The organism is Mycobacterium sp. NPDC003323 (assembly GCF_053589535.1).
Map to the genome: position 1 here is coordinate 88371 of NZ_JBSFSB010000012.1, position 15893 is coordinate 104263.

A 15893-nucleotide genomic window follows, 5' to 3' on the forward strand; every position below is an offset into this window, starting at 1 on the left:
GCTCTCGGGTGCCGACAAGGTTGGGTCAGCGTTGCGGGCGGCGGCGGTAGTGATCGGTGATCGGGCGGCCGTCTCTGGTGTGAGGGCGTACCCAAACCTGTCCCGGCACTGTGGGTCCGCGATCTGGTGGGCGCCACGCGCCGGCGTGGTGGTCCCATGTGTAGCCGGTGTCGAGGTCTCCGGACAGTAGTGGGTTCAGCCAGGCGCTGACGGTATCGGCGGCGCTGTCGAGGTGGCGTAGGGGTTCGGGCAGTGAGGTGGTGGTGGCAATGCGGGTGTAGCCAGTGGACCAGTCGGCGGGTATGTCGATGGTGGTGGGGGGCGGCTGGTTTCGGGTTTGTGCGCGGCGGTCTAGGGCGGTGCGCAGGGCATCACCATTGATGTCGACGGCGCCGGCGTAGAGGGTGAGATCGACGAGGTCGCGGTAGCGGTTGGTGGATCGTCCTGTCGTGTCGCGGTACATGACGCCGATGATCTTGTCGGCGAGTTGGCTTGCCAGTGGATAGAGCGGGACGGCTGGTAGGGGCGACATGCCTTTGACGTCGGGGACTATCGGATTGGGTTGGCGGCGCTCGATGTCGCTGATGGGGATGGTGTCGGCGGCGACGTCCACGGCGAACACCGCGGCGCGGTCGGCGCCGATGGTGGCGGTGATGCGCAGTTTGGTGCCGTTCATGACTCCGGTGAACGGTTCAGCCGTGTCGACGGTGTAGTCGAAAGGGTCGAGGTCGCTGAGGCCGGTGTGGGTGGCGATGTCGTCGAGGACCTGGTGGCGGTCGCTGCGCCCGGGCTCGGTGGCGGTGAGGTCGAGGTCTCGGGTCGCGCGGGCTCCGGGGACGCGGATGAGCATTCCGATGCCGCCGGCGACTACCCAGGGTGGTTCGTTGGCGTTGAATACGCGCGCCATGAATCGTTGAATGACGAACTGGCGCAACAGTTCGTGTGAGGGTTGCGGTGGTTGGGTGGTGCGTGCGTGGCGGGTCGCTCGGGTGCGTAGCGCGACCCAGAATGCTTGCTTGGTGCGGTATTCGCTGGTCCAGGTCATCGGCCGGTGAAGAGGAGTTCGTTGGCGGCGATGAGGTGGGCGGGGGCGCCTACGACGGTGAGGGCGTGTTCGATGGTGTCTCGGCCGGCGCCGTTGGTGAGTGGGTCGAGGGCGTCGGTGAGGTCGGCGATGTTGGCGAGGGCTCGGGTGAGCGTGTCGCGCAGGATGTCGCCGAGGTGGCCGGCGTCGATGCCGTCGGCGTAGAGGTCGGCGATGGTCTGGGCGATGGTGGTTGTGGGGATGCCGGCGACGAGTCGCCAGGGTGGCCACTGTCGGGGGACGTGAAATCGGATCCAGGGGTTGTTGGTGCGCCGGGGTGTGGGCACGGTGTAGTCGAGGTGGTCGGGCTGCAGTGTTCCCAGTTCATAGAGGTAGTGGGCGGCGGTGAGGTGGGATGCCAGTGGGCCTGGTGTGCCGGCGCGTAGCGCGTCGAGTCGTTCGCCGGCGAAGTGGGAGGGTTCGAGGGCTAGCCAGGTAGCTCGGACGGCGTCGAGGGTGATCTCGGTGGGTGCGCCGGCGAAGCGGTAGACCGCGCGGGTGTCGGTGTGGTGGATGCGGTCGGCGGCGCAGAGCTGGGTGATGCGTTTTCGGGTCATGCCGAGGCGGGTGGCCTGGGCTGCGGTGAACATGCCCCACTGGCCGGCCGCTTCCACGGCCAGCGCGAGTTCGGCGTCACGCATCCCGGACATGCTCTTAAAGATACCCTGATGTGGTATCAATTGGGTAGCTCAGGGCTGCTGTTGGTGGTGTGGTCGCCGGGGCACGTGATGCAGGGTTGCATCACGGTGTGGGTGTCGCGGTCCAGGTCCAGCGGGCCGGGTGGCGCCGGCGTAGAGCAGGCAGGTATCCGTCCAGTCCGCCGTTGAACTGGGCGATCACGCGCAGGTTGGGGCCTGCCTGGTGCACTGCAGCGTCGAGGACGTGTTGTCGGCTCAGCCGGCCTGTTGGATCGGCGAACTGTGCGCTGCATTCGCGGCATTGGAGAGTGCCGAACAGGATGGGAGTGCCGGAGTCGCGCTCGACGAACCGCGCGACCCTGATGTTGTTGCCGCTGATGAGGTGTGGGCCGGTGTCGAGGGCGAGGTGAGCCAGAATGTCGAGAACCTCATCGGGCGTTGCCCAGGAGCCGCCAGGGCGACCCGGTGACCAGAGTCTGCCGCCGTTGCCGAACTCGCTGGCGTCCATCCACTTGGGCAGGAGTCTGAGGTACTCGTCGGTCGCGCCGTGCAGGCGCATCTCGGTGGAGGCGAGCACGGTGCCGTCCTGGTCGTGGATCTCTTCGAAGTTGGCGTAGAACATCCGGTAGGGCCACGCGACCTCGTTCTGCTGGCGCAGCGTGAGCGCGACGCCGCGTTGCACGACTGCCTCGACGGTCACCGGTGTCCGGCTGGTGCCGTAGATTCCCCCGGTTCTGGGGTGATCGAAATCCGGGTCGGGCTCAATTGGGCCAGGCACAACGACGCGATAGACGTCACCCGGCTCGGCTTCGCTCTGGCTGTTCATGTAGCGGGCGGCGTACCCGCGCGCGACGCCGAGATGAGTGGTGAAATACACGAGGTCTGGGCGGTAGCGGGGAATCTGGGGCAGCGTCCCTGGTGCCCAGGAGTAAGCAGTCGAGTAGTCGAGGCCGAGGTGCGCGGCGGGGACGATGCGGTCACCGGGCTGCTTGCCGGGCACTCCGCCGTGGTAGTAGCTCCCGGTTCGCATGGTGGTTCGGACTCGCTGCGTCGGGGTGCTACGGGCTGCGGAGTTTGTCGTCGGGAAGCCAGATTCCCGACCCGGGGATCCATTCGACCCAGTCGGGTGTTGTGGCTGAGCCCATGGTGCCGGGTGGGCCCAGGCTGCCGGGGGTTTGGTAGATGGCGTTGTCGGGGAGCTGGTCTTTGGGGAGCCAGTAGCCGGAGTCGGGGAGCAGTTCGACCCAGCCGGGGGTGCCGTAGGGCGAGGAGGGGCCGAGGCCGCCTGGTTCGGTGACCTGCAGGCCGTCGAGTTCGTCGTCGGGCAGCCAGATGCCGGTGTCTTGGCCGATCTCGATCCAGTTGGGGGTGCCGGCGCTGCCCATGGTTCCTGGTGGGCCGAGGGCACCGGGTTCGGTGAGGATGGGCATGCTGCGCTTGTCGGGTGGGCCGTCCGTGTCGGGTTTGTCCGTTTTGAAGTCGACGGCCTGGGTTGCGGATGGGTTCTCGACGTTGTGGGGGAGCTCGGCGGTAGCGGCGGCGAGCTGCTCGGCGATGGTCTGGTATTGGGTGGCGGTCTGCTCGATGAGCTGGGTTGCTTCGGTGATGCGCAGTTGTCCTGCCTGGAGCAGCGCCATTTGGCCGGTGGGGGTGTCGGCCAGAGGGCCGAGGATGGCCTTGTCCTGCTGCCATGAGGCCTCGACTGCGGTGAGGCCGGTGCGGGCTTCTTCGGAGAGTCGGTTAGCCGTGGCGACTGCGGTGGCGGCGCTCCGGTGGGCAACGCGCAGGTTGTCGCGGTTGGTGTCGAGGTCGGCGTGGACGGTGCCGGCGCGCTCGGCGGCTGGTCCGGTCCAGGCGTCGGGTGTGCTGATCTGCCCGCCATAGGCTGGTGGGGTCAGCTCGGGCGGGGTCAGGGTGCCTAGTAGCTGGCGCGCCTGCTGGAGGGCAGCGTCAACGGGATGCATGAGTCAAAGGTATCGCGATGTTGGGAACTTCGAGAAGTGGGTGCTCGGGAAGTTATGCGGGTGTTCCGGGTGGGCGTGTGCGGGCGCGTTCGTAGGCGGCGCGGTAGGCGGCGGGGGTGAGGTCGAGGATGGCGGCGATGGTTGCAGCGTTGGAGTCGCTGAGGGCGACTTCGCCGCGTTCGATGGCGCCGATGGTGGTGGTGCTCAGCGCGGTCGCCGCGGCCAGTTGGGGCTGGGTGAATCCTCGGATTACGCGCCAGTCGCCGGGGTAGCGCTGGTCGGGGGGGAGTTTGATGAAGGACTCGGGGGTGAGGTTGAGGACTGCTGCGACGCGGACCAGTGCGTCGATCTGGGGTGTGGCTTTGCCGTTTTCCCAGTTGTCGATGGTGGCGCGGCCGGTGCGGGAGAGGCGGGCGAGGTCTTGGCGGCTGAGGCCGGCCGAGGTTCGGGCTCGGATGAGGTCCTCGGGATCGAAGCCCCGCATGACGCGTCGGCTCATTGTGGTGCCAGTGGTGTGGGTGTGGCAGTGCGGGCCATGGATGGAAAGTTTGGATGATGGCACCACATACAGCTGCATGCTAGCGTAATAGTTCACGGGTATAGATTGGCATTGGAGGGGGGGTGTAGACATGGCAGTACTAACCGCGGACGCGACAGTCGGGGGTGCGCCTGTTGAAAACACCTTTTCGCTGCAAGATCATTACCGCATGAGTTCAGCACCTGTTTCCGTGGACCCAGCGTCGTTGCGGACCGCCGCTGGTGACAACGACGAATGTGCCGCGAGCTACGACGAGTACCGGCGCCGGGTCGCTGCGTGGATCGACGGTGTCGAAGACGAGATCATCCGATGCCATGGCGCCATCGCGGCTCCCGTGGGGGCGTCCCTGCGTGAGTTCTTCGGCAGGGTGTCGGGCTATGCCGAGCAGACTGGCGTTCGCCGTGCTGGTATGGCCCAGAATCTGACGGCCGCGGCGGGACGCTACGAATGCGGCGATGCTGATGGTGCGCAGTCGATCTCTGCTGCAGGCGGTGGCCTGTAGGTGGCTGGAATCCGGGTTGATCCTGCTGAGGTTGGGCCGCGTATCAGTGCGGCGTTGAGCTCGGCAGCGGCCGCGTTGGCGGCGCCTGCTGCGATCACCCCGCCCGCCGCGCCCGGGGCGGATCCCGTATCGGTGGCCGCGGCTGGGCAAGTGGCAGCCAGTGCGGGCCGGCTCAGCGCTGATCTTGCCGGGGGGATCGCTCGGATCACTGAGGGCTCGCAGGCAGTCGCTGCGGCGCTGCAGCGCTATGTCGATGGTGACGCGGCGGGCGCACAGGGCATTTCGGGAGGGTCGGTAGGGGCTGGCTCGGTAGGTGGTGCTGTGCAGGCGGCGCTATCGGCGCTGAATATCCCTGCGCCGCCCGCGGTTTCAATCCCTGACATGCCTGATATGTCTTCTGCGGTTGCGCAGATCCCCGCAGAGCCCGCCACTGTCGACGACGCGTTGCGAGGCGGTGCCGGTGAGGCTGGGATGGAAGCTCACGCGGCGGCGTGGGATTCTGCGGCTGCGGAATTGAGTTCGACGGCTGCCGCTTTGCAGTCGCTGGCGGCAGGGCTACCCAGCTCGTGGGACAGTGAAGCGGCCTCGCTGCTGTCGGCACGGCTGCAGAGCTTCGGTCAGTGGATGAATGACGGTGCGACGGCGGCGGGTGCGCAGGCAATGGCGGCTCGTCAGGTGGGATCCTACTGGCGGTCCGCGGTCGCTGAGCATCCTCGGGCCGAGGATGTTCGCCAGCGGTACCAGCTGCTGCTGGCGGCGTCGACGAGAGCGGCGGCTGGTGATCCGCGCGGCGCGGCGGAGGCTGCCGAGCATGAACGTGCGATCGAAGAGGCCAGAGAGGTTTCGGCGTCGACGATCAACCGCTACGGCGAAGGTGCCGGTGGGGTCAACGACCAGGTGAACAAGCCCGGCGACTCACCGCGCATCAGCGGCGATGGAGATCCCCGTTTGCCGGACAAGCCGGCGGGCGAGATCGGCAGTATCGATGATCCTGCCGCAGCTGACGAGCTGCAGTCTGGTGATGCTGCCCAGGGGCTCGGCGAATCGACTGGCCAGGGGATGCAGTCGGTGATGTCGACGCTGATGCAGATCCCGTCGATGGTGGCCAATGCCGGTGGCCAGATGATGGGTAAGGCCGGTGAATCGGTGCAGCAGATGGGCCAGCAGGCCAGTCAGGCCGCGAGCCAGCTCGGCAATGTCCTCGGGGGTGGCGGATCGCCGGCGGGCGGGTCTGGCCTCGGCAGCGCTGGGCGTAACCCATTGAGCGCTTTAGGTTCTGGCGGCAGCGGATCAGGTTTGGGCGGCGGCGGTGGTGGTGCTGGTGGAGGTGGTCGCACGATGCCGGCCAGTCTGCCCGAGCAAGCGCCAGCCGCTGCCCCGCCGCCGGCCGCGTCTTCGACCACCGCACCATCGACCGGTGCTGGTGCTCGGCCGGGAGGATTCGGCGGTAGCGGGATGATGCCGATGGGCATGATGCCGCACAACCGCGGTGGGGAAGGCGACAAAGAAGCTGCCCGCAATAAAGACTGGTTTCCCGACGAGCCGCTGGTTGCTGACGAGCCGGAGGTCTCCGAACCGGTGGCCGGTCAACGACGTCGCGTGCGGCCGACCGAGACGTAAGAAGGAGTTCAGCCAGTGTCGTTTCACCCCGCGGTGGAGAGTTTCCTGGCCAAGTCCAGGGAGCTGGGCTCGGTGCTGGGCAAGGTTCAGTCGGCGATGTATGACGACCTTCGGGTGCGCCGAGCCGCACCCGAAGAGCCCAATGTGATGCCTGAGATCGATGGGTACGGGGCGCTGACCGACCTGTACCTGGAGGGCATCGTGGGTCGCTATTCCGCGCGGCAGATCGAGGACCTGGTGATGTCAGGGCTACAGGAGTGCTACGCGGCGATTGACGAGCGGCGCCTGGAGGCGGTGCGTGAGGCGGTGCCCGAGTTCGACCAACTCGATCTGGGACTGAGTTGATGACCGCGGTACAGGCAACCCCAGCTGAGCTGGTCGCAGAGTGCCTCGATGGCGGCGTGCGCAGGCTGCTGGGCGGTGTGCACTCACTGACCTCGGCCAGGGCAGTGGTGGTGCGCGTTGACCCGCAGTGGGTGTGGGTGAAGTTCTCCACTGAGCCAGGACGTCTGGCAGCTCCGTGGGAGTTCGTCGACGCGGGCTGGGTGCGCGCCCCTCGCGGCGCCGAGCCAGGGCTGCGAGACGCCTCAGCCGACCCCGTTCTCGTTGTACTGGGGGTTGGCGAATCCGAGCTGCTCGCGGTGAACGCATTGGCCATTGATGAGATCGGTGTGACCTGTACCGGCGGTGAGGGGATGATCGCTCACTGGGCGATGCAGGCGGCCGCGCAAGGGGCTGTCGCCGATGAAGCAGCGATAGCAGGTGCGCGGGTCAGCGCTAGCCCGGATGCCACGGTGGTGATCGCTGACCCGCTGATCGCCGATGACCCGGGGTGGGTGGATGTGTTGGCCGCGGGGACGGCGTGGCCCGTGCGGCCCCTGCGCCGGCCGGTCGCCGCGTGCCCCGATGGAACACCTGGCATCGAGGCCGGTGCAATCGAAGAGGAGTCAATTGACTCGGATGCGCAAAGCGGTGTCAGCGGACAGACCGCCGGCGAGGTGGTGGCTGTGGCATCGGCCGGACTGGTCACCGATCCGGTAACCGCGCCATCCACCCCGGACGCGGAGTCTGCGGAGACGCCGAGCACTGTTGCCGCCGAGGATGACGTCGCGGCGGGGCGCGTGGTTGCTGATTTGGGCCCTGCGACAGGGGATGCCGTCGTCCCCGATCGGCCGCAGGGGCCCTGGATGACAGTGTTCGGTGGTTTCGAGGTAGTCGACGGGACCGGCGCGCCGTTTCAGCCGATGCAGCAGCAGATCATCGGCGCGATCGCATTGTGTCAGCCGATCGTGACGGCGGATCTGTGCGAGATGTTGTTCGGAGATCCTGTGCGGCCGAAGAGTTTTCATGTTGCGTTGAGCAAGATCCGCAACCGGGGGCTGGACCCGCGCTACACGGATGCGGGTTATGTGCTGGAGATCAACTCCGAGTGGGGGCAGTTCGTCGAGCTGGTGGGAGAAGATCCCGCGACCGCCTCGACCGATGCGTTGGCTTCGGCTGCGGCGATGGTGTCTGCGCCGCTGTTCGGTGCGGAGCCGCCGCGGTGGGCCGCGGCTCACGTGGCGGAGATGACGTCTGTGGTGTGCCGGGTGTGCCGGGAGCTCGCGGCTCGCCATTGTGAGGACCCCGCGGCCGCGCTGCGGTACGCGCGCCTGGGATTGGTCTTCGATCCTGGTCATAGTGAGCTCGGACGGATGGTGGAGTTGCTGACACAGGGAGTAGGCGGCGTGCCGGACAGGGGAATCGCATCGTGAGTGATCTCGGGCAGCAGGTGGGCGAGGTGTCGGTGCCGGAGTCGACCGAGGAGTTCTACGCGAGGGAGTTCACGGTGTTCAACCCGCCCGGTTCGATCGGGGTTACCTGCAATGGGCGCGGGCAGATCAGCGCGCTGATGCTGGAGCCTGAGGCGTTGACCAACGACGAAACGCTGGCCGAGGAGATCGTGGCGATCGCGGGGTTGGCGCGGGCCAAGCAACGCATGGAGTTGCGGTTGTTCACGTTGCTCAGCGCCGAAGCGCAGGGCCGGAATCCGGATCCGATCGACAGGTTCTGTCGGCGGACGCAGAAACTACCGACTCCGGAGGAATACCAGGACATGGAGAGCGCTGAGTTCGCGCGGAGGTACCCGGCGTGAGCGCGGCCGAGGATCGATTCGATGCTGGGGTAGCGGCGCTGGGGATCATCGACGGAGGCCGTGCTGACAGTGCGCAGGCGTTGCGGTATTTCACCGCTGCCAGCGAAGAGGACCCGCAGATGTGCGATGCCTGGCTGGGTCGAATGCTGTGTGGTGACAACGAGCCTGGTGTGATTTATCGGGCGTGGCGGTCGCGGGCGAACATGCACCAGCAGTTGTCCCGGTTGCGGGTTCCGCCGGCCCATTTCGTGCCGCGGTTCGATATCGGGATGGGGATCGTCGCCCTCGACCAGCCGATCGTTGACCGCGGGATCCTGACTGCCGCGTTGGCGCGGATGCAGGCGATGCGGACCCCGCCGGATTACGCGGAGGCGTTGGAGACCTTGGCTGAGGCGCCCTCGACGATCGCGGGGCGGTGGCTCGTTGGTGCGATTCACTACAAGGCTCAGCGGTGGCCGGAGGTGATTTCCAGCCTGGGGGAGGAACTGGGCTCCTTCGAGGCTGATCAGTTGTTGCGGGTGGCCGTCGATGTTGCTCTTGGCGGAGCGCATGCGTTCCTGGGTGAGTTCGATGAGGCGCAGCGGTACCTGCATAGTGTCGAGGCCCAGGAGAATTTGCCCGGAGCCAAGCCGGCGGCGAAATGGTTCCTGGGGCTCATCGCGCGGGAACGTGGCGAGGAAGATGCTGCGGTCGCGTTGCTCAAGCAGATCAACGCGGTGGCGCCGTCGGGGGAGGTAGCGGCCGCGATCGCCGATCCCGGTATCCGGTTGAAAGTGACGACGCGTGAGGCGGTGGCAGCCAGGACTGACCCGTGGGACCCTGAGTCGGGGCCCGATGCCGCCGAGCTGGCCGGCGAGCGAGCCGCCGAGGCGCGCGCCAAGCTGTTGGCTGAGGCGACCGCGGAACTGGACGCCCAGATCGGCATGGGTGCGCTCAAGGATCAGATCAAGACGTTCCGGGCGCGGATCCGGATGGCGGCCAAGCGGCGGGAGTTAGGTCTGAAGACTCCCGGTTCGGCCAACCACATGGTGTTCGTGGGCCCGCCGGGTACGGGCAAGACCACGATTGCGCGGGTGATGGCCAACATCTTGGCCGGCTTGGGTGTGATTGCCGAGCCCAAGTTGATCGAGACCGGGCGCCGCGATTTCGTCGGCGAGTACGAAGGGCATTCGGCAGCCAAGACCGGCGCGACGATCAACAGTGCCCTCGATGGTGTGTTGTTTATCGACGAGGCCTACACGTTGGTCCAGGAGCGTGACGGTCGGTCTGATCCGTTCGGTAAGGAAGCCCTGGACACGCTGTTGGCGCGGATGGAAAACGATCGGGACCGGTTGGTGGTGGTGATCGCCGGCTACGAGAACGATATCGATCGGTTGCTTGCGGCAAACGAGGGTCTTCGGGGCCGGTTTGCGCACCGGTTCAAGTTCGAGACCTACAGTGCCGGTGAGCTGGTTGCGATTGCTGAGGCTGTGGCCGTCGGTCGCGACGATGTGCTGGCTGAGTCGGCAGTCGAGGTCCTGCGCGCCACCTGTGGTCGGTTGGCCGAACTGCGGATCGGCGATCGCAGCGCGATCGACGTGGTGGGCAACGGCCGGTTCGTGCGCAAGGTGATCGAGGGTGCTGCTGATTTCCGCGATCTTCGACTTGAGGAGGATCCGCCGGAGGTTCTCGATGCCACGACATTGACCACGATCGTTGGTGCCGATATGGCCTTGGGACTGCGGAAGGTGTTGGCCGCCGAATCCAGCGAGGCCGGTTCGGATCTGACGCAGCTGGTCGAGATCGTGGGGTCCTGATGCCGTTCATTCCGTCTACGAAGCTGCAAGTCACCGGCTACAAGTTCCTGGTGAACCGGCTGACGCACGCGCTGACCCGGCACGACACCTCGATGCGCCACGATCCCAATCGGTCGGCGACGATGGCGGCGATGGCTGGGTTCCTGGTCGCCGCGCTGGTCGCTGTTGGAGCTGTCGCGCTCGCCTACTTCAAACCGCAAGGGTTGCGGGACAATTCGCCGATTGTGCAGGCTCGCGAAACGTCGGAGCTGTTCGTCACGATCGATTCAAAGTTGCACCCGGTGCTGAACCTGGTCTCGGCGCAGCTCATCGTCGGGAAGCCGGATACGCCGGCATTGGTGAAGACGTCCGAGGTGCAGAACATGGCGCGTGGATCGCTGGTGGGTATCGCCGGGGCGCCGTCGCGAGTGTTCCAGCCGGCGCAGATGGATTCAGTATGGACAGCTTGTGATGTGATCGATCGGCCCGGGACGGCACGGCCGGCGGTGACGACGGCGGTCATCGCCAGTGATCAGCAGCAGTTGTTGAGTGCTGACCCGTCGGCGGCGCGGATCGTGCAGGGCCCCGACGAGGCGACCTGGCTGCTCACCGGTGATCAGCGTCGCCGCATTGACATCGACGATACGGCCCTGGTTTTGGGTCTGGGATTGCAGAGGTTCCCCAGCATCGACGTGATCAGCGAGGAATTGTTCAACGCGATCCCGGCGGGGCGGCCTATCAGTTCCCCGGTCATCCCGCAGGGCGGCAGTGTCCCGGGGTATGCGGTAAGCCCGGGAATCGTTGTCGGGTCTGTGATTCGGGTTCCCTCAGGAGAGGACACGGACTGGTATGTCGTGCTCGCCGACGGTGTTCAGAAAATCTCTGAGGTGATGGCTGCGGTCATTCGAAATACCAACGCCTACGGCGCTGACGTGGCGCCCACGGTGTCTCAGGACGTGGTTGCGCGGCTGCCTGCAGCCAATCCCGGATTGGACACGAGTATGTTTCCGGAGTCGCCGCTGCACTCCTCGCCGAGCATGGAGGAACCGGTGACGTGTTGGCAGTGGGTCAAGGCCGCTGGGGAGCAGCAGTCCCGGACGGTGCTGACCTTCCGGTCGGGGTTGCCGCTGGACGCCGAACAGCAGATGCTGTGGCAGCACGAGTTGGTCTCGCGGCCCACCGTGTCGATGTACGCGCCGCCGGGGTCGGGTTTCTTCGTGCAGACCACGGGGTCTGATCCGCGGTCCCCGGCGCGCGAAACGCTGTGGTGGGTCTCCGATGCGGGGGTGCGCTACGGGCTGATGTCCTCGCGGGAAGGCACCTCGACGGAGAAGGCGCTGGGTCTCAGTTCACCGATTCCGGCTCCGTGGGCGGTGCTGGCGATCTTGGCTGACGGCCCAGGGCTGTCCAAGCAGGCGGCGTTGATCAGCCAGGACACGATCGCGGCGGGCAACGGCGATACGGAAGGTGGGCTGCGATGAGTGTGCGTCCCTGGATCCCGAACCGGTCAAGCAAACGGGTCGAGGCCCCGCCGGCCGAGGAGATCACGGTTGCCACAGAAGTGCCGCCACCCAATGAGATTCCAGAGGTGGTGCCGCCCAACAAGTTCCAGAAGTTGCTCCCGTTGTTGATGGGTGTGGCGATCATCGGCATGATCGGCATCTTCTTATCCATGGGCATTCGGCGGATGAGTCCGATGATGCTGATGTTCCCCCTCATGTTCTTGATGGCCGCTGGGGGCATGATGGCCGGGCACGGCAACAGTGGCGGCCCCAAGACCCCCGAGATCGACCTCAACCGGCGCAAGTACCTGGAGATGTTGACCGGGCTGCGGCGCAAGGTTCACTCGCGGGCGGCCGCGCAGTACCGCTACCTCGCGCACTACGCGCCGTCGCCTGACACGCTGGCCGCGCTGGTCAGCAGTCCCCGGCAATGGGAACGCAGCGCCCCTGATCGTGACCCAACCTACTTTTTGGCCCCGCGGGTCGGGGTGGCGCCGCAGAAGCTGGGCGGCGGCATGACGATGAAAGAGACGGCGGAGAAGAAAGATCTCGAGCCGGTCGCGCGCACGGCGGGGGAACGATTCTTCCGCGCCCATCGCGCCGTCGAAGGCATGCCGACGCTGATTGACCTCAAGACCCATCGGGCGGTGCAATTCTTCGGAGAGGGCGATCTCGCCAGCGTGGTGCGCGCCCTGCTGCTGCAGGTGGCGGTGTTCCATCCGCCGAACATGGTGATGATCGCGGTGGTGACCAACAATCCCGGCGCCTGGGACTGGATCAAGTGGTTGCCGCACAACCAGCATCCGCTGCGCCAGGACGCGCTGGGCACCGAACGCATGGTGTATTCGCCGGGCGAGGCTGGCGTGGCGCTCGCCGAGCTCATCGCCGACCGCGGAGACTTCTCTGCCGATGACAAGTACACCGGCGCCAAGCCGTGGTTGATCGTTGTCGCTGACGGTGTGGGTGCGGTGCCCGGCTGCGGCGAGGGCCTGGAAGCCGTGACGGTCATACGTCGCGGCGAGGTCGATGAATCTGGGCTGGAAACCCTGGGTGCGCGGGTGCAGATCGCCTCCGATGGCGCGGCCCGCAAGCGGCGCATGACACCCGATGACCCGCTGAAGTTCTGGCTGAGCCGGGCCGATTCGGTCGGAGTCGAGCAGGCCCGTCAGGTGGCGCGACGGATGACCCGTTGGCGTGCGGCCACCGATGCCCAGATCTTGGCCGGCGTGGAATCGTCGCTGGCAGAGACACCCAAGACCTGGGCCTCGCTGATGGGCATCGACGATATTGGTTCCACCGGCACGAGCACGTGGCGGACGTTCCGCGAGGGTGACCCCGATCGGATGCGCGTCCCGATCGGCTGGACCAAGTCGGGGGCCGTGATGTCTTTGAACATCAAGGAGGAAGCCGAGCAGGGAATGGGGTCACACGGGGTGATCCTGGGAACCACCGGATCGGGCAAGTCAACCCTGCTGATCAATCTGCTGCTGGGTTTGGTGGCCCGGCACACCCCCGAGCAGCTAAACCTGATCTTGGTCGACTACAAGGGTGAGGCCACCTTCGACGGGTTCGAAAAGCTCAACCACACCGTGGAGATCATCAGCAACCTGTCCTCGGGCAAGGACATGATCAGCCGGTTCGAAGAAGTCATGCGCGGCGCGGTGGAGAAGCGGCAGGCCGCGCGCAGCGAGTTGGGCAAGCGGACCGTGGGCAAAAAGTTCCGTGACGCGATGACCTATCTGAAGGCCCGCGAACGAGGGGCGGCGCTGCCACCGTTTCCGACCCTGTTGATCGTCGTCGACGAGTTCACCGCGCTACTCAAAGACCACCCCGAGTTCCGCGATGTCTTCGAGCACCTGGGCCGGCAGGGCCGGTCGGACCGGATGAACCTGCTGCTGGCCACCCAGTCTTTGACCGGGGTGTCGGTCGGCCAGCTGCTGTCGAACTGCGGCTGGAAGATTGCGATGAAGACCGCCAGCGCCCAGGACTCCCAGGCGGTGATCGAGACCAAAGAGGCCTACTACCTCGACAAGATCGGTGAGGGGTACCTCAAAGTTGGCGGCGCCGAGCCGCAGTACTTCACCGCCGCCAACCCGCAGGCACCCTACTTCCCACCGGTGGCCGCGCCTGAACGGACGGACAAACGCGGATCTGTCGGGTTCTCCGGGGTCGCACCGTTTAGCGTCGAGGCCGTTCCGCTGCCCAGGGAGGAGCCCGTCGACGGCGACGGTGCACCGGCGGTACCGGTACACACCGCCGAGGAGATTGCCAGTGCGCCCGAGATCGCCTCGGTGATGCTCGATCAGCTGGCCGGCCACGGGGAGCCCTGCGAGAAGCTGTGGCTGCCCCCGCTGCTACGGCCCCGGCCTCTGGGACAGTTGATCGCCGACAGTGGTCTGGGCGCGGGAGCCAAGGCGGTGCTCGATCTGCCCATCGGGTTGATCGACCGCCCGTACACCCACGCCCAGGATGTGTTCCGTGTTGATCTGACCGACAGCAACCTGCTGTTGCTGGGGCGGCCACGCTCGGGCAAATCCGTTGCGTTGCAGACCTTGGCAGTGTCGGCGGCAGCGCTGAACAATCCTCGCACCGTGCAGATCTACGGACTGGACTGTGGGGCGGACCTCAAACTGGCGGCGTTGGAAGGGCTTCCGCACGTCGGAGGTGTGGCAATCCGCGGCGACGGTGACGGCATTGCCCGGGTGATCGCCGAAGTCACTGAGGTGATGGCCCAGCGCCGCACCCTTTTCCGGGAACTGCGGATCGGGTCGATGGCCGCCTACCGCGACAAGGTGGCAGCCGGTCAAGCCGCCGATGACGGCTATGGCGATGTGCTGCTGCTCATCGACGGGTGGGACAACTTCAAGAAAGAAAACGACAACCACCTCGATGCGGTCGCGAACCTGACCAACAATGGTCTGGCCGTCGGCATTCACGTCGTGGTAGCGGTTCAGGTGCACTCCGAACTTGGCCGGGCGATGAACCAGAGTTTCAGCACCCGAGTCGATTTCAAGATGAACTCCCCGGAGCTGTCTGGGGTCAACAACAAACGGCTCGCCGAGGCGGTGCCCGACGATGTCCCCGGCCGCGGCCTGGACCTGGCCGAGGCGCTGCACATCATGATCGGCGCGCCCCGCCTGGATGACATCGAAGCCGTCGACGACGCTGGGCTGGCCGCGGCTGTCGCCGAGATTGCCGACCGCTGGCAGGGTCAGTCTGCGCGGCGGGTGCGCCGGCTGCCCGAGCGTGTCGAAGCATCCTCATTGGTGGTTCCAACCGAGTGGACCGGATCGAAATGGTCGGTGCCGATCGGTATGTACGAGAAGGACCTCTCGACGGTCATGCTCGACATGCTCACCGACCGCCACCTCAACATCTTTGGACGTACCGGCGGCGGCAACGGCAGCGGTAAGACTCATCTGATCGCGGCGATGATGAAGTCGCTGATGGCCCGCTACAGCCCCGACGAAGTGAAATTCATGGTCGTCGACCTGAAGTCCTCCCAGCTGCTCGACATCATCGACGAGCGCTACATCCTGAGCTGGCAGGGCTGGGAGACCGTGCCGGTGACCAACCCGGCGCCTGGCCAGCCGGCCACCACCAGGCGATCGGTAGCCCACAACGGCCTGATCCTCAACGCCACCGAACTCACGCCGGCGGTCGAGGGGATCGCCAACGCGCTCGCTGGCCGCGCACCGACGGAGAAGGTGGGCATGCAGGAGCGGCGCGAGCGGTCCTGGTGGAGCGGGCCGGAGGTCTTCGTTTTCGTCGACGACTACGCCATGGTCAATAGCGCGGCTCCGCAGGCATTCGCGCCGTTGGCGCCCTACTGGGGTAACGCCCACTCGCTGGGGCTTCACGCCGTAGTGTCGTGCCCGATCGGGCTGGCCACCCGTGTGCTGGCGCAGTCTGGCTCTCTGGTCAAGATGAACAATGACGTCAACGGGGCCACACTGGTGATGGACGGCATCAAGGAGAATGGCCCCATCTTGGGGCTGCGGGTCCAGCCCCGTGTGACGGGTCGAGGTGTGCTCATCACGGCGGCGGGACAAGAGGTAATACAAACGCCAGTGGTAACTGAAATAGAGGACCTCGCGGGAGTGCCCGGATCTATTTAATCGGTAAAACTGCTGGTC

The 15893-nt window shown here is 66.1% G+C and carries 13 protein-coding genes; 8 read left to right on the forward strand and 5 right to left on the reverse strand.

Annotated features, from left to right (window positions below; all coding sequences use genetic code 11):
- Positions 1 to 25 precede the first annotated feature (25 nt).
- The 5 genes from ACWDUN_RS22935 to ACWDUN_RS22955 all read right to left on the reverse strand — a co-directional run bounded on the left by ACWDUN_RS22935 (position 26) and on the right by ACWDUN_RS22955 (position 4185).
- Complete coding sequence (locus ACWDUN_RS22935) at positions 26 to 1045, reverse strand: nucleotidyl transferase AbiEii/AbiGii toxin family protein (protein ID WP_449932308.1); 1020 nt, start codon at positions 1043 to 1045, stop codon at positions 26 to 28.
- Positions 1042 to 1734, reverse strand: a complete 693-nt coding sequence (locus ACWDUN_RS22940; RefSeq protein ID WP_449932309.1) for a hypothetical protein — start codon at positions 1732 to 1734, stop codon at positions 1042 to 1044. The genes ACWDUN_RS22935 and ACWDUN_RS22940 overlap by 4 nt, the downstream gene beginning before the upstream one ends.
- Before the next feature lie 91 nt (positions 1735 to 1825).
- Positions 1826 to 2752 carry a hypothetical protein gene (locus tag ACWDUN_RS22945; RefSeq protein ID WP_449932310.1) on the reverse strand — a complete coding sequence of 309 codons (927 nt, stop codon included), beginning with the start codon at positions 2750 to 2752 and terminating at the stop codon, positions 1826 to 1828.
- Positions 2753 to 2780: 28 nt separating this feature from the next.
- Positions 2781 to 3686, reverse strand: coding sequence for a hypothetical protein (locus tag ACWDUN_RS22950; protein WP_449932311.1), 906 nt, complete (start codon positions 3684 to 3686; stop codon positions 2781 to 2783).
- Positions 3687 to 3738: 52 nt separating this feature from the next.
- Positions 3739 to 4185, reverse strand: coding sequence for a helix-turn-helix domain-containing protein (locus tag ACWDUN_RS22955; protein ID WP_449932356.1), 447 nt, complete (start codon positions 4183 to 4185; stop codon positions 3739 to 3741).
- Between the two features lie 130 nt (positions 4186 to 4315).
- Here ACWDUN_RS22955 and ACWDUN_RS22960 point away from each other — a divergent pair, with 130 nt between their 5' ends.
- From ACWDUN_RS22960 to eccCa, 8 genes are read left to right on the forward strand one after another with little or no spacing between them, the layout of a single operon-like run.
- A complete protein-coding gene (locus ACWDUN_RS22960; protein WP_449932312.1) occupies positions 4316 to 4726 on the forward strand; it encodes a type VII secretion target in 411 nt (136 codons plus the stop codon).
- On the forward strand, positions 4727 to 6346 hold the full coding sequence (locus ACWDUN_RS22965) for a PPE domain-containing protein (protein WP_449932313.1): 1620 nt from the start codon (positions 4727 to 4729) through the stop codon (positions 6344 to 6346). It abuts the gene before it with no gap.
- Positions 6347 to 6361: 15 nt separating this feature from the next.
- Positions 6362 to 6691 carry a hypothetical protein gene (locus tag ACWDUN_RS22970; RefSeq protein WP_449932314.1) on the forward strand — a complete coding sequence of 110 codons (330 nt, stop codon included), beginning with the start codon at positions 6362 to 6364 and terminating at the stop codon, positions 6689 to 6691.
- The gene (locus ACWDUN_RS22975; protein WP_449932315.1) at positions 6691 to 8100 is read left to right on the forward strand and encodes a hypothetical protein; all 1410 of its coding nucleotides are present in this window, start codon (positions 6691 to 6693) and stop codon (positions 8098 to 8100) included. The genes ACWDUN_RS22970 and ACWDUN_RS22975 overlap by 1 nt, the downstream gene beginning before the upstream one ends.
- Entirely contained in the window at positions 8097 to 8480 is a 384-nt protein-coding gene (locus ACWDUN_RS22980; protein WP_449932316.1) for a YbaB/EbfC family DNA-binding protein, read from the forward strand. The genes ACWDUN_RS22975 and ACWDUN_RS22980 overlap by 4 nt, the downstream gene beginning before the upstream one ends.
- Positions 8477 to 10276: a type VII secretion AAA-ATPase EccA gene (gene eccA / locus ACWDUN_RS22985; RefSeq protein ID WP_449932317.1), complete on the forward strand. Its 1800-nt coding sequence runs from the start codon at positions 8477 to 8479 to the stop codon at positions 10274 to 10276. Before ACWDUN_RS22980 ends, eccA begins: the two co-directional genes overlap by 4 nt.
- Positions 10276 to 11736: a type VII secretion protein EccB gene (eccB, locus tag ACWDUN_RS22990; RefSeq protein ID WP_449932318.1), complete on the forward strand. Its 1461-nt coding sequence runs from the start codon at positions 10276 to 10278 to the stop codon at positions 11734 to 11736. The genes eccA and eccB overlap by 1 nt, the downstream gene beginning before the upstream one ends.
- Entirely contained in the window at positions 11733 to 15875 is a 4143-nt protein-coding gene (eccCa, locus tag ACWDUN_RS22995) for a type VII secretion protein EccCa (protein ID WP_449932319.1), read from the forward strand. Before eccB ends, eccCa begins: the two co-directional genes overlap by 4 nt.
- The last annotated feature ends 18 nt before the right edge of the window (positions 15876 to 15893 follow it).

What these genes read in the sequence shown, in the direction of transcription:
- ACWDUN_RS22935 (WP_449932308.1), bottom strand. Translation starts at nt 1,045, where the DNA reads ATGACCTGGACCAGCGAATACCGCACCAAGCAAGCATTCTGGGTCGCG.
- ACWDUN_RS22940 (WP_449932309.1), bottom strand. Translation starts at nt 1,734, where the DNA reads ATGTCCGGGATGCGTGACGCCGAACTCGCGCTGGCCGTGGAAGCGGCC.
- ACWDUN_RS22945 (WP_449932310.1), bottom strand. Translation starts at nt 2,752, where the DNA reads ATGCGAACCGGGAGCTACTACCACGGCGGAGTGCCCGGCAAGCAGCCC.
- ACWDUN_RS22950 (WP_449932311.1), bottom strand. Translation starts at nt 3,686, where the DNA reads ATGCATCCCGTTGACGCTGCCCTCCAGCAGGCGCGCCAGCTACTAGGC.
- ACWDUN_RS22955 (WP_449932356.1), bottom strand. Translation starts at nt 4,185, where the DNA reads ATGAGCCGACGCGTCATGCGGGGCTTCGATCCCGAGGACCTCATCCGA.
- ACWDUN_RS22960 (WP_449932312.1), top strand. Translation starts at nt 4,316, where the DNA reads ATGGCAGTACTAACCGCGGACGCGACAGTCGGGGGTGCGCCTGTTGAA.
- ACWDUN_RS22975 (WP_449932315.1), top strand. Translation starts at nt 6,691, where the DNA reads ATGACCGCGGTACAGGCAACCCCAGCTGAGCTGGTCGCAGAGTGCCTC.
- eccB (WP_449932318.1), top strand. Translation starts at nt 10,276, where the DNA reads ATGCCGTTCATTCCGTCTACGAAGCTGCAAGTCACCGGCTACAAGTTC.
- eccCa (WP_449932319.1), top strand. Translation starts at nt 11,733, where the DNA reads ATGAGTGTGCGTCCCTGGATCCCGAACCGGTCAAGCAAACGGGTCGAG.